This window comes from Mariluticola halotolerans, assembly GCF_021611515.1.
Lineage (GTDB): Bacteria > Pseudomonadota > Alphaproteobacteria > Rhizobiales > Devosiaceae > Mariluticola > Mariluticola halotolerans.
On sequence record NZ_CP090960.1, the window covers coordinates 605045 to 619216 of the forward strand.

Genomic DNA, 14172 nt, shown 5'->3' on the forward strand with positions numbered 1-14172 from the left:
AACATGACTCTTGTAAGCTGGATCGCTGTCTATTTCGTTCTCTGGTGGCTCTGTTTGTTTGTGGTGCTGCCATTCGGGGTGCGTAACCAGGTCGATGCGGGCACAGTGGTCGAGGGCACAGAGCCGGGGGCACCTGTGGTGCTCCGGCTCTGGCGCAAGCTCCTGATAACCAGTGTGCTGGCTTTGGTGGTGCAGGTGGTCCTTTCCTGGGCGCTCAGCAACTCACTCCTGCAGCATTACTGGAGCTAAAAGCGGGGCCAAGACAAAGAAAAAGCAGGGCTTTTCGGCCCTGCTGCTAAAAGTTTCGCGACAATACGCTGGTCTTAGGCGCCTAAAAAGGGCTGCCAACGCTCCTCCCTTGACGTTGTCGGCGTCCAGTGGCTTCACCCACCTTCATATTATTGTGCCGGACCCTAACAATAACGTGACTGAGAGTCATTAAAAAACTTTGCAATGATGTAGGCTTGCAACAGTTTCCTCTTCACGGTTTGACTTAACCATCTTAGAGCCTATGAGTCGGTTCAATCTCAGGAGTTCCAATGCGCCTTTCACGATATTTCCTGCCAGTGCTTCGCGAAGTGCCAAAAGAAGCAGAAATCGTTTCGCACCGCCTGATGCTGCGGGCAGGCATGATACGTCAGCAGGCTTCCGGGCTCTATTCCTGGCTGCCGCTTGGCTACAAGGTTTTGCGCAAGGTGCAGCAGATCATTGAAGAAGAGCAGAACCGCGCCGGCGCTATCGAATTGCTGATGCCGACATTGCAGCCCGCCGACCTGTGGCGCGAGAGCGGCCGCTATGATGACTATGGCAAGGAAATGCTGCGCATTACGGACCGGCATGAGCGCGACATGCTCTATGGCCCGACCAATGAGGAAATGATCACGGATATTTTCCGGGCCTCGGTGAAGTCCTACAAGGACCTGCCGCTCAATCTCTATCATATTCAGTGGAAGTTCCGCGACGAGATCCGTCCCCGCTTCGGCACGATGCGCAGCCGCGAATTCCTGATGAAGGATGCCTATTCCTTCGACACCGACAAGGAAAAGGCGGTTGAAGCCTATAACCGCATGTTCGTCGCCTATTTGCGCACCTATTACCGCATGGGACTGACGGCTATTCCGATGCGGGCTGAAACCGGCCCGATTGGTGGCGATTTGAGCCATGAATTCATCGTTCTGGCCGATACCGGCGAGAGTGCCGTGTTCTGTCATGCCGACCTCCTCGAAAAGCCGATCCCGTCGGGAGATGTTGATTATCGTGGTGACCTGCGTCCGATTGTCGATGACTGGACCTCGCTTTACGCCGCGACCGAGGACATGGTCGACATGGCGGAATATGAAGCGTCGGTGCCTGAAGACAAGCGCATTTCCGCCCGCGGTATTGAAGTCGGCCAGACCTTTTATTTCGGCGACAAATATTCGGCGCCCATGAAAGCACATGTCACAGGACCAGACGGACAGGACGCGCCTGTTTTCATGGGGTCTTATGGCATCGGTCTGACACGTGTTGTACCCGCCATCATTGAAGCCAGCCATGATGATGACGGCATTATCTGGCCGGTCAGCGTGGCTCCGTTCGAGGCTGTTCTGATCAATCTCAAAGCGGGTGACGCAGCATGCGATGCGGCGTGTGACAAGCTTTATGCCGCGTTGCAGGCGGCCGGGATCGACATGCTTTATGATGACCGCGATCAGGGGGCGGGGGCGAAATTCGCCACTGCCGATTTGATCGGCATTCCCTATCAGATCGTGCTGGGGCCACGTGGCCTGAAGTCCGGCGAGGCGGAAATCAAGCACCGCAAGAGCGGCGAGCGGGAATCCCTGCCGCTTGATGCCGTGGTGCAGCGGCTCAAGGATCTGATTGAACCACAGAGGCGGACTGACGTTTGACCCGATCGACAACGCAGCAAACTACCCGGCCATTTTCCCGGTTCGAATGGATCGTCGCTGGCCGCTACTTGCGGTCGCGGCGCGCTGATACATTCATTTCGGTCATTGGCGGGCTGACCCTGACCGGAATTGCCATCGGTGTGGCGACGCTGATTGTTGTCACCTCGGTCATGAACGGGTTCCGTGAGGAATTGCTGACCAAGATTTTGGGCCTGAATGGCCATTTCAGCGCCTATCCGATCGAGAGCCAGTTTACTGACTACAAGGATGTCGTGGTACAATTGGAGAGCGTGGACGGGGTCACCAGTGCCATTGCCTTTGTCGAGGGTCAGGTGCTGGCATCCAGCCGGGCGCAATCCACCGGGGTCACGGTTCGAGGCATGGATATGGCCTCAATCGAGAAGCTGCCCCTGTTGCATCAGGGTGCCAGCCTTGGTGGCTGGGACGACTGGGACAATGGGCGTGGTGCGGCGATTGGCTACCGTCTGGCCCAGCGTCTCGGTGTGACGGTTGGGGACATGGTCACGCTGATCAATCCGGACGGCACAGTTACCCCTTTCGGGACCACGCCCCAGATCCATTCCTATCCTGTGTCAGTGATATTTGATCTGGGCATGGTGGAGTTTGACAGTTTCTTCCTCTACCTCCCGCTGGAACCTGCGCAGACATTTTTCAAACGCTATGAAGATGTGTTGCGGGACGGGGTCAGCCCGCCGGCAATTGATGCGACTGATGACGAGATTGATGCCGCTTACGAGCGGGTTTATTCCGCGTCATATGTCGAGGTGTTTATCGAGGAACCGGACAATATCGCGGAAATGCGGGATCGTATTCATCTCGCGGTAGATCGTCCGCTGGTTCTCACCGACTGGCAGCAGCGTAATGAAACATTCTTCTCCGCCCTTCAGGTTGAGCGGGTGGTCATGTTCGTCATCCTGTCGATGATCGTGGTTGTCGCAGCGTTCAACATCATTTCAAGCCTTGTCATGCTGGTTAAAGACAAGGGCAAGGACATTGCCGTTCTGCGTACCATGGGGGCGACGCGTTCCTCCATTATGCGGATTTTCTGCATGACAGGCACAGCGATTGGTGTTGCCGGTACGGTGATCGGGCTTTTGCTGGGGCTGGTGATTGCGGGTAATGCCGAGAGCATCAGGGCCTGGATATCCGATCTGATCGGTGTGCGGATTTTTCCGCCGGAAGTCTTCTTTTTGTCGAGCCTGCCATCGCGCGTTGAGTTTTCCGAGGTCACCCTGATCGTCGGCATGGCTCTGGTGCTGAGTTTTCTGGCAACGCTTTATCCGGCCTGGCGCGCCGCACAATATGATCCGGTCGAGGCCCTGCGTTATGAGTAAAACCCATCTCAACCTGATCAATGTGCATCGCCACTATGGCGAGGGCGACAAGAAGGTTCATGTGCTCGAGGATGTCAGCCTGACGGTTGCGAGCGGTGAGTTGGTGGCGCTTGTCGCGCCTTCGGGTGCCGGCAAGTCGACGCTTTTGCATGTCAGCGGTTTGCTCGAACGGCCCCAGAGCGGCGAGATCGAGATTTGCGGCCAGCCGACAGTTCAGTTGTCTGATCGCGCGCGAACGCAAATGCGGCGCTTGAGCATTGGTTATGTCTATCAGTTCCATAACCTCTTGCCCGAGTTCTCCGCGCTCGAGAATGTCACCATGCCGCAATTGATTGCCGGTGTGGGGCAGGCTGAGGCCAATCGTCATTCGATGGAATTGCTTGAGGTGCTGGGTATCGCCGATCGCGCGACCCATCGTCCGGCAGAATTGTCCGGGGGCGAGCAGCAGCGCGTGGCGATTGCCCGCGCGACGGCGAATAGTCCGCATGTCATTCTGGCGGATGAGCCAACCGGCAATCTTGATCCGGCGACCAGCGAGATCGTGTTTGATTCCCTGGCGGTTCTGATCCGTGAGCGGGGCGCTGCAGCACTGATTGCAACCCATAATCATGATCTGGCACGCAAGGCTGATCGCGTGGTGACGCTGCAGGGCGGCAAGGTTATCCCCGCTAATATTTAATTCCCGCAGAATGCGAAGAATTCAGGTTTTGTTAACGCTGTGAGTCGCGTAGCGCGGGTTGGGGTGGACGAGAACAAACGCGGAACGTATAAAGAGGAACACAACGTGAACGGAGCGTATGATGATTGGGTTCTTCAAAGACTTCCTGGCATTTGTTTCTCTCGGCGGTTTCAGCGTGATCGCGCTGACCTGGATGGATATTCTCTCGCGCATGGCGTGACATTGACGAAATCGTGCACAGCAGGGTTTTGGTGGTTGGCGTCCATGCCACGGAGTGGCAAAGATAGGCCATGACCCAACCCGGATTTATTCACCTGCACGCCCATTCTGCCTTTTCCTTGCTGGAGGGGGCTTTGCCACTCGGCAAGCTGTTGGCGCTGGCAGAAAATGACGCCCAGCCGGCGGTTGGTGTGGCGGACACATCCAATTTGTTCGGCGCGCTTGAACTTTCAGAGAAAGCCGCGGGTAAAGGCATTCAGCCCCTGATTGGTTGCGAGCTGGTTGTTGATCTGGGCAGCCAGAGCGAAGAGCGTGGCAATGACCGCAGCTTTGGCAAAGACACCATTGTGCTGATGGCGATGAGCGGGGAGGGGTATTCCAATCTCTCACGCCTCGTCAGCCGCGCCTATATGGAAGGCGATGACGGGCGCGCACTGGCGCGGGTCGACTGGATGGAGAATGGCGCGACGGACGGGCTGATCTGTCTCAGCGGTGGTCCGGAAGGGGCGATTGATCCCTGGTTCCTCAATGGTCTCGAGGCGCAGGCTCACGCGCGGCTCGAGCATTTGCGGCGGATTTTCGGTGACCGTTTCTATATCGAATTGCAGCGGCATGGCCGGCATAACGAGGCGGTGGTTGAGCCGCAACTGATCGATTATGGCTATCGTTATGGTGTGCCGCTTGTCGCCACCAATGAGCCTTTCTTTCCCAGGCAGAGCGATTACGAGGCGCATGACGCCTTGCTGGCGATTGCCGGTGGCACTGTTCTGGCCCAGACCGAACGGCGCAAGCTCAGCGACCAGCATTATTTCAAGACGCGCGCCGAAATGCAGGAAGTGTTTGCCGACCTGCCCGAGGCTTTGGAAAACACAATCGAGATCGCCCAGCGCATCAGTTACCGGCCGCGCACCCGGGGGCCGATTCTGCCCAAATTTGCCGCAGCGCCTGATCTGAGCGAGGAAGATGCGGATCACGCCGAGGGCGAAGAGCTGGCCCGGCAGGCCCGCGAAGGTCTGGCCGCACGCATTGCAGCACATGGCATAGCCGAGGCGTTCACCGAAGACGCCTATCGAGAACGGCTTGAGTTCGAGCTTGAAGTGATCCGGAGCATGAAGTTTCCGGGCTATTTCCTGATCGTTGCCGACTTTATCAAATGGGCCAAGGCCCATGAAATTCCGGTGGGGCCGGGTCGTGGTTCGGGTGCTGGCTCGCTGGTTGCCTATGCGCTGACCATTACCGATCTGGATCCGCTGCGCTACAATCTGCTGTTCGAACGCTTCCTCAATCCCGACCGTGTGTCGATGCCGGATTTCGATATCGATTTCTGTCAGGACCGGCGTGAAGAAGTCATTGCCTACGTTCAGGAGAAATATGGCCGCGAGCAGGTGGCCCAGATCATCACCTTCGGAACGTTGCAGGCCCGTGCGGCGCTGCGTGATGTTGGGCGTGTGCTGCAAATGCCCTACGGCCAGGTGGACCGTATCTGCAAGCTGGTCCCCGCCAACCCGGCGGCCCCGGTCACGATTGCCGAAGCCGTCGCCGGTGAACCCAAGCTTCAGGCCATGCGCGATGAGGATGAAACCGTCGCCGAATTGCTGACGATCAGCCAGAATCTGGAAGGCCTGTTCCGCCACGCCTCAACCCATGCGGCCGGTATCGTTATTGGTGACAGGCCCCTGCAGGATCTGGTGCCGCTTTATCGCGATCCGCGCTCGGATATGCCGGTTACCCAGTACAATCTGAAATGGGTGGAGCCGGCCGGTCTGGTGAAATTCGATTTCCTCGGGCTGAAAACCCTGACGGTGATCGACAATGCCGTGCGCATGATCAATGGCGGCACTGGTGACTTCAATATCTCCAACATCCCCATTGATGATGAGGAGACCTACAAGCTCTACCAGCGGGCCGATACGGTTGGCGTGTTCCAGGTGGAAAGTCCGGGCATGCGTCGGGCGCTGATCGACCTCAAGCCCGACCGGTTTGAGGACATCATCGCGCTTGTGGCGCTCTATCGTCCGGGGCCAATGGACAATATTGCCAGCTTCTGTAACCGCAAGCACGGCAAGGAAGATGCGTCCACCCTGCACAAGGACATGGATGCCATCCTGTCCGAGACCTATGGCATCATCATCTATCAGGAACAGGTGATGCAGATCGCCCAGACGCTGTCGGGCTATTCCCTTGGTGAAGCCGACCTTTTGCGTCGCGCCATGGGCAAGAAGATCAAGGCGGAGATGGATGCCCAGCGCACCCGTTTTGTCGAAGGGGCGCTGAAGAAGGATATTTCCGAGAAGCGCGCCGACCAGATTTTTGAGCTATTGGCCAAATTTGCCAATTACGGTTTCAACAAATCCCACGCTGCCGCCTATGCGCTGGTGTCCTATCAGACAGCCTATCTCAAGGCTCATTACCCACGTGAATTCCTCGCGGCGTCAATGACGCTTGATCTTGGCAATACCGACAAGCTTTACGATTTCAAGCGCGAAGCGGCGCGGATGGATATTGAAATCGTGCCGCCATGCGTCAATCGTTCGCAAGTGCCGTTCTCGGTGCAGGATGGCCGGATCCATTACAGCCTTTGTGCTGTAAAGGGTGTGGGCAAGCATGTCGCCGAGCATATCGTTGCAATTCGGGGCGATGCGCCTTTTGTTGACCTTGCCGACTTTGCCGTGCGGGTCGATCCCAAGATCGTCAACAAGCGGACGCTTGAAACACTGATCAATGCCGGGGCCTTTGACACGCTGGTGCCCCAGCGCGAACAGGCCTTTGCGGTGGCGGACGCCATTATCGGCACTGCGCAGCGCATGACCAATGAGCGGTCCGAGGGGCAGTGGAACCTGCTTGATACCGACGCGCCGGAACCGATTTCCCTGCCAACGGGTGTGGCCGTGTGGAGCGCGGCGGAAAAGCTGGACCGCGAGTTCTCGGCGATCGGCTTTCACCTGTCCGGCCATCCGCTCGACGAATTTGCCGAACTGTTTGAAAAACTCCGCGTGCAGCGCTGGTCTGATTTCGAGCGGGCCGTGCGCGATGGCGCGCGGGCCGGCCGCTTGGCGGCCACCGTTTCCTCACGTCAGGACCGCAAAACCCGCAAGGGCACGCCGATGGCGATCATGGGCCTGTCCGATCCCAGCGGCAGTTTTGAATGCATCGCCTTTTCCGAAGCCATCAACCAATATGGCGAATATCTGGAAACGGGCAAATCCGCGATCATCGAAGTGGAAGCGGATCAGCGGCCGGATGGCGTGAGCCTGCGTTTGCTGCGGGCCCAGCCCATCGAAATGGCAGCGGAAAAGCTGGGGCGGCATCTGACGGTTTTTGCCGGGGACGCGAAATGTCTTGAACCCATCAAGGCCCAGCTGAAACGGGGCGGTGAGGGGGCTGTGAGTCTCGTTATTATCCGGGACGGCGGTGCCCGTGAATACGAGGTTTCCCTGCCTGGCAACTTCCGTCTGACACCCGAACTGGCGGGTGGCATCAAATCGCTGGATGGCGTTGTTGATGTCAGTCTGAGTTGATCCTTGTTGCGTCTTCTCCATAATTAAGCTATAGCGCGCGCCATCACACACGCAGAGGCGGCCGCCGATAATGGTTTCGGCGCCCATCCGGTGGCGGGGTTTCCCGTTACATTCCTTTGCGGAGGCAGAAACCGGTTAAGGAGAATTGCCCCATGGCAATGCCCGATTTTTCTATGCGCCAATTGCTTGAAGCTGGCGTCCATTTTGGTCACCAGAAGCATCGTTGGAATCCGAAGATGGAAAAGTACATCTTCGGTGTCCGTAACGACATCCACATCATCGATCTGAGCCAGACCGTGCCGATGCTCTATCGCGCCCTGCAGCTCGTGTCTGACACCGTGGCCGATGGCGGCCGCGTTCTGTTCGTTGGCACCAAGCGCCAGGCAGCGCCCGTTGTTGCCGAGGCTGCACGCCAGTCCGCTCAGTATTTTGTCAATTCCCGCTGGTTGGGCGGCATGCTCACCAACTGGCAGACCATTTCGAACTCCATTGCCCGTTTGCGTGAGCTTGAAGCTCAGCAGGCCGAAGGCATGCAGGGTTTGACCAAGAAAGAGCGCCTCCAGCGTTCGCGTGAGCAGGAACGCCTTGAGCGTGACCTTGGCGGCATCAAGGACATGGGCAACCTGCCCAGCCTGTTGTTTGTCATCGACACCAACAAGGAATCGATCGCCATCAAGGAAGCCCGCCGTCTGGGTATCCCGGTTGTCGCCATTGTCGATACCAATTGCGATCCTGACATTGTCGATTTTGCCATCCCCGGCAACGACGATGCGTCACGTGCGCTTGAACTCTATTGCTCGCTGGTCTCCAAGGCTGCGATTGACGGCATTGCCCGTTCGTCCACCTCGCAGGGCATCGATCTGGGTGCTGCTGAAGTGACACCGGAAGAGCCAGTTCTCGAAGCTGCGCCGGCTGCTGAAGAAGCACCTGCCGCCGCTGAAGAAGAACTTGAAGCCCTGTTCACCGCGCCCGAAGGCGAAGCCGATGATCTCAAGAAGATCTCTGGCGTTGGTCCCGTGCTTGAGAAGAAGCTCAATGCACTCGGCGTGACGACATTTGCCCAGGTTGCAGCCTTCACAGTTGAAGATATTGCCAAGCTGGACGATGCGCTGAACTTCAAGGGGCGGATCGATCGTGACAATTGGCTGGACCAGGCTGCCGAGCTGGCAAAAGGCTGATCCGTCATCACGACGTAACAAAGATACGACTATCGGGGCATATTACGAGAGCCCATAGAAAGGTATTTACCCATGGCAATTACAGCTGCACAGGTAAAAGAACTTCGCGAGTTGACCGGCGTTGGCATGATGGATTGCAAGAATGCACTCCAGGAAACCAATGGTGACATGGACGCGGCCGTTGACTGGCTGCGCACCCGCGGTCTCGCAAAAGCTGCAAAAAAGGCCGGCCGCGTTGCGGCTGAAGGCCTGGTTGGCCTGCAGGTCGAAGGCACACGTGGTGCTGTGGTCGAGGTGAACTCTGAGACCGATTTCGTTGCACGCAACGAAGATTTCCAGACCATTGTTACCAATGTCGCTAAACTGGCTTTGGCAGTGGACGGTGACGTGGCTGCGCTTGGCGCGGCTTCTTATCCGGAAACAGGTCGCACAGTGTCCGGTGAAATCACCGAAGCTGTGGCCAAGATCGGTGAAAACCTCAACCTGCGCCGTTCGGCAATGGTTTCGGTTTCCGACGGCGTTATCGGCAATTACGTGCATGGTTCGGTTGCACCGGGTCTGGGTTCGATCGGTATTCTGGTTGGCCTCGAATCCACTGGCGACAAGGCCGTGCTCGAGGCGCTGGGCAAGCAGCTGGCAATGCATGTTGCCGCCGCAAGCCCGACCCCGCTTGCCATTCTTCCTGAAGAACTGGATGCCGCTCTGGTTGAGCGCGAGCGTGCCTTGTTCAAGGAGCAGGCTATCGCTTCGGGTAAGCCTGCCGAGATCGCTGAAAAGATGGTCGAGGGGCGGATGCGCAAGTTCTATGAGGAAGTCTGCCTGTTGTCGCAGACCTTCGTCATTGACGGCGAAACCAAGGTTGCCGATGCCATTGCTGCTGCTGAAAAAGACGCAGGCGCACCGATCAAGCTTTCTGCCTTTGTCCGTTTCGCCATCGGCGACGGCATTGAAAAGGAAGAGGGTGATTTCGCTGCTGAGGTTGCAGCAACTGCGGGCACTCGATAACGTGCCGCCGGGCGCCGGAAGAATCGACGCTTGCAAGCAGATTCAAAAGGGTGCCGGATGGTTAAGTCCGATTATAAACGGATACTTTTAAAGGTCTCCGGCGAGGCTCTCGCCGGAGATCAGTCTTATGGAATATCGTCGGGTTTTCTCGACAAGGTTGCCAAGCAGATCGTCGATCTGGCCAATCGTGGCGTTGAAATCGGCATTGTCATCGGTGGTGGCAACATTTTTCGGGGCATGGCTGTCGCCGCAAAGGGCGGAGACCGGGTGATCGGCGACCATATGGGCATGCTGGGCACCGTGATTAACGCACTCGCCCTTGGCGATGCGATCCGCCGGAATGGTGGTAGAAGCCATGTGTTTTCGAGCGTTTCCATGCCCTCCATTGCGGATACATTTACCCAGCGTGGCGCGATTGCGGCTATTGAAGGTGGTTCGGTGGTCATTTGCGCCGGTGGTACGGGCAATCCCTTTTTCACCACAGATACGGCGGCGGCGCTCAAGGCGATTGAACTGCGTTGCGATGTGCTGTTGAAAGGCACCAAGGTCGACGGCGTTTATTCCGATGACCCGGCGACAAATCCAGACGCACAGCGTTTTGAGCAGATCAGCCACGATGATGTGATCAGTCGCAACCTGCGTGTGATGGATACGGCGGCATTTGCGCTTGCCCGCGACAATGCTCTGCCGATAATTGTCTATGCGCTTGACGTTAAAGAAGGTCTGGTCGGCGTGCTTGAGGGCGAAGGTAAAAGTACCCGCATCGGCTGAACGACTAACCTGAATGTAAAGAGGATTGAACAATGGCTGAAGAATTTTCGATCGACGCGCTGAAGTCCCGGATGAAAAAGTCGATTGCTGCGCTCAAGGACGAGTTCGGCGGTTTGCGCACAGGCCGTGCAAGTGCCAGTCTTCTCGAACCGGTCATGGTTGATGCCTATGGTACCAAGATGCCGCTCAATCAGGTCGCAACCGTTTCCGTGCCGGAATCGCGCATGTTGAGCGTACAGGTCTGGGATAATTCGATGTCAGGCGCTGTCGAAAAGGCTATCCGCGAAAGCGGGCTTGGCTTGAATCCGGCTAGTGAAGGCGCTGTAATCCGGGTGCCGATTCCCGAACTCAACGAAGAACGGCGCCGCGAACTGACCAAAGTCGCCAATAATTATGCCGAGCAGGCCCGTGTTGCTGTGCGGCACATTCGCCGCGACGGGATGGATCAGCTCAAAAAGCTGGAAAAAGACGGTGACATCGGTCAGGACGAGGGGCGCACCCTTTCGGATCAGGTGCAAAAGGTCACGGATGAAGCTGTTTCCGAGATTGATGGTCTGCTGAGCACCAAAGAGCAGGAAATCATGCAGGTCTAGTTCCCACCGGAACCATTGGAGGGGCGGTTATGCCCAGGGACAGTGTTACAGGCAGTTTGGCGCAGGAGGCTCCGGCCTTGAGAATTCCGCGTCATTTGGCCGTGACGATGGACGGGAATGGCCGCTGGGCGATTGCGCGGGGCAAGCCGCGGACGGAAGGCCATCGTGCGGGTACGGATTCCTTGCGGCGGCTTGTGGAATACGCGATCCGCTATGGCGTCAGTTACCTGACGGTTTTCAGTTTCAGTTCCGAGAACTGGTCGCGGCCGCGCGACGAGGTGAACTTCATTTTTGGCCTCCTCCGCCGTTTTGTCTCGTCCGATCTCGACAAGCTGGTGCGCAACAATGTGCGCATCCGGGTGGTTGGGGAGCGGGCAGGGCTTGATACGCAGATTTTGCAGCTTATCAACAAGGCAGAGAATGACACGGCCAGCAATGATGGGCTGACGCTTGTCGTGGCGTTCAACTATGGCGGTAAAGCCGAGATCGTCAATGCGGTGCGCGGCCTTGCACGCCAGGTGCAGGCCGGCACACTCGATCCCGACGAGATTTCCGAGGACATGATTTCCGGGGCGCTCTACGCTGCAGATATTCCCGCGCCCGATGTTGTGTTGCGGACCAGTGGCGAGCAGCGCTTTTCCAATTTCCTGCTTTGGCAATCAGCCTATTCCGAGCTTGTTTTTATTGAAGAAAACTGGCCTGATTTTGATGAGGCCTGCTTTGTCCGGGTGCTCGAGGATTTCGGTCGCCGTGAGCGCCGTTTTGGAGGCGTCGGGGCAGGGTAATGGGCAATTCTGAAAACGATTCTTCTGGTAGACGCAGATGGGCTGATTTGGGCCCACGCTTTTTGTCGGCTCTTGTGCTTGTCCCGGTAACGGCTCTGGTGCTCTATCTGGGCGGCGTCTGGTTTGCCGCTCTGGTCGGCGGCGTGTTTGCTGGTGCCTATCGCGAGTGGGAAATCATGGTCACCAGCCGGCGGCCTGATTTAGTCGGCATGGTCCTTATCGGGCTGTTGGCATTGTCTGCCCTGCTTTTCCCGTTGTTCGGCATTTTCGCCAGCATTCTCGTTCTGGCGGTTGCCGTGGCGCTTGCGCTTGTCGCGCCCAGCCCGGCGCGGTGCTGGCGTGCGGGCGGCGTGGCCTATCTCGGCATCGTGATTTTTACCATTCTGTCGATAAGAGGCACCGGGCATATCGGTATTTCAGCCGGTGTGTTTCTTGCAGCTTCCGTATGGCTGACGGATTCCGCGGCATTTTTTACCGGGCGTCATCTGGGGGGCGTGAAGCTTTCGCCGGATATTTCACCCTCAAAAACCTGGTCCGGTGCCCTTGGCGGTCTGGCGATCGGCACGCTGGGCGGCACGCTGGTCTGGCTGGTTGTCACGCCATCCCCCTGGTGGATTGGCACCGGATTTGCCGCTTTGCTGAGTATTTCAGGACAGTTGGGTGATCTTGCTGAAAGTGCGATCAAGCGTCGGTTCCGTGTCAAGGACAGTAGTGACCTGATCCCCGGACATGGCGGACTGCTCGATCGGCTCGACAGCCTTACACTTGCCACGGTCGTGGTCTTTGTGATCGGTGGCTTGCATGCAGGCCGGGATGCCGTCGCCAGCGGCTTCCTGTTCTGGTAGGCCTGTCTGAGTTTTTGACAGCTTTTTAACCCCTTGCAATCATGGCTGACAGATCGTTCTGCTCCAGCCTTGGAAAGTGACCCATGGATTTCGCTTATTGGCTTTTGTCCTACCTTCTGCCCTTTCTGGCGGTTTTGACCGTCATCGTTTTCGTGCATGAAATGGGGCATTACCTGGTGGCGCGCTGGAATGGTGTGGCCATTGAGACGTTTTCCATCGGCTTCGGCCGCGAATTGCTGGGCTGGACCGACCGGGCCGGCACGCGCTGGCGCATCGCCATGGTGCCGCTTGGCGGCTATGTGCGTTTTGTGGGGGACATGAACGCGGCCAGCGTGCCGGACGGTGAGGCGTCAAAGGGCCTGCCTGATGCGGAAGCGGCGCGGCTGTTTCACAACAAGTCTGTCTGGCAGCGGATTGCCGTTGTTGTCGCAGGGCCCTTTGCCAATTTCATTTTCACGTTTCTGGTGCTTTACGTGCTTTTGCTCGGCTATGGCCGCTATACCTTGCCCGCAACCATCGACGATGTAATTCAAGGCGATGTTGCGGCGACGGCGGGGTTGCTGCCCGGCGATGAAGTCGTCGAGGTTGATGGCTATCGTGTGCGCGGCTTTTCAGACTTTCAGCGCTTGATCGCCACAAGCCCGGATCGCCCGGTTACTGTGGTTGTCGACCGGCTCGGCCAGAATCTGACTTTCGTGATGACGCCGCAATCCACCGAGATTGAAGACCGGTTTGGCAACCAGCAGCGCATTGGCCGCATTGGCGTCAGCCGTCAGACTGAGGCTGATGATTTCACGCTTTATCGGCCCGGACCGGTAGAAGCTGTGGGGCTGACCCTTGAAGAGATCCGTTTCATCATTGACCGCACCGCCGCTTTCCTGGGCGATTTCTTCGTCGGGCGCGGTGATCTGGATCAGCTTGGCGGGCCGGTAAAGGTGGCGCAGGTTTCCGGCGAGGTGGCAACGCTGGGCGTTGTGGCCCTTATCAACCTGATGGCGCTGCTGTCGCTGAATATCGGCATTTTCAACCTGTTTCCGATCCCGATGCTCGATGGCGGGCATTTGCTGTTTTATATTATCGAGGCGGTGCGCGGACGCCCGCTGAGCATGCGCGTGCAGGAAATCGGTTTTCGTTTCGGATTGGCTATCGTATTGTCGCTAACGGTTTTTACACTAGTTAATGACTTGTTCTGAGTCGTGTTCACGAAGCGGGTCTGTGTGTTGCGGTAATGCAAGATTTCCAAGTTTTTGGTAACTGATTGCCGGGTTAACCCTTGCTCTGGGTTAAAAAAACAGTACAAGCTTTCAATGGAGTTAGCTTGAAGAGTGCTGCGCG

Annotated in this window: 12 protein-coding genes; all 12 read left to right on the forward strand. The window is 57.3% G+C overall.

The genetic code is table 11. The annotated features are described in order from the left end of the window. Positions 1-3: 3 nt before the first annotated feature. The 12 genes from L1P08_RS02885 to rseP all read left to right on the forward strand — a co-directional run bounded on the left by L1P08_RS02885 (position 4) and on the right by rseP (position 14030). The gene (locus L1P08_RS02885; protein ID WP_303618507.1) at positions 4-249 is read left to right on the forward strand and encodes a DUF1467 family protein; all 246 of its coding nucleotides are present in this window, start codon (positions 4-6) and stop codon (positions 247-249) included. 290 nt (positions 250-539) lie between these two features. After that, entirely contained in the window at positions 540-1889 is a 1350-nt protein-coding gene (gene proS, locus L1P08_RS02890; RefSeq protein ID WP_303618508.1) for a proline--tRNA ligase, read from the forward strand. Then, a complete protein-coding gene (locus tag L1P08_RS02895) occupies positions 1886-3244 on the forward strand; it encodes an ABC transporter permease (RefSeq protein WP_303618509.1) in 1359 nt (452 codons plus the stop codon). Before proS ends, L1P08_RS02895 begins: the two co-directional genes overlap by 4 nt. Next, positions 3237-3923 carry an ABC transporter ATP-binding protein gene (locus tag L1P08_RS02900; RefSeq protein WP_303618510.1) on the forward strand — a complete coding sequence of 229 codons (687 nt, stop codon included), beginning with the start codon at positions 3237-3239 and terminating at the stop codon, positions 3921-3923. The genes L1P08_RS02895 and L1P08_RS02900 overlap by 8 nt, the downstream gene beginning before the upstream one ends. A 290-nt stretch (positions 3924-4213) precedes the next feature. After that, positions 4214-7660 (forward strand): DNA polymerase III subunit alpha, encoded by a 3447-nt coding sequence (gene dnaE, locus L1P08_RS02905; RefSeq protein WP_303618511.1) that lies wholly within the window; start codon positions 4214-4216, stop codon positions 7658-7660. Positions 7661-7812: 152 nt separating this feature from the next. Beyond that, positions 7813-8838 (forward strand): 30S ribosomal protein S2, encoded by a 1026-nt coding sequence (gene rpsB, locus L1P08_RS02910; RefSeq protein ID WP_303618512.1) that lies wholly within the window; start codon positions 7813-7815, stop codon positions 8836-8838. 72 nt (positions 8839-8910) lie between these two features. After that, on the forward strand, positions 8911-9843 hold the full coding sequence (tsf, locus tag L1P08_RS02915) for a translation elongation factor Ts (protein WP_303618513.1): 933 nt from the start codon (positions 8911-8913) through the stop codon (positions 9841-9843). Between the two features lie 57 nt (positions 9844-9900). Continuing rightward, positions 9901-10614: a UMP kinase gene (pyrH, locus tag L1P08_RS02920; RefSeq protein WP_303618514.1), complete on the forward strand. Its 714-nt coding sequence runs from the start codon at positions 9901-9903 to the stop codon at positions 10612-10614. Between the two features lie 32 nt (positions 10615-10646). After that, entirely contained in the window at positions 10647-11207 is a 561-nt protein-coding gene (gene frr, locus L1P08_RS02925; protein WP_303618515.1) for a ribosome recycling factor, read from the forward strand. A 29-nt stretch (positions 11208-11236) separates the two neighbouring features. Then, positions 11237-11992, forward strand: coding sequence for an undecaprenyl pyrophosphate synthase (uppS, locus tag L1P08_RS02930; protein WP_438268431.1), 756 nt, complete (start codon positions 11237-11239; stop codon positions 11990-11992). Between the two features lie 62 nt (positions 11993-12054). Next, the gene (locus tag L1P08_RS02935; protein ID WP_303618516.1) at positions 12055-12837 is read left to right on the forward strand and encodes a phosphatidate cytidylyltransferase; all 783 of its coding nucleotides are present in this window, start codon (positions 12055-12057) and stop codon (positions 12835-12837) included. An 83-nt stretch (positions 12838-12920) separates the two neighbouring features. Further along, positions 12921-14030, forward strand: a complete 1110-nt coding sequence (gene rseP / locus L1P08_RS02940) for an RIP metalloprotease RseP (protein WP_303618517.1) — start codon at positions 12921-12923, stop codon at positions 14028-14030. The last annotated feature ends 142 nt before the right edge of the window (positions 14031-14172 follow it).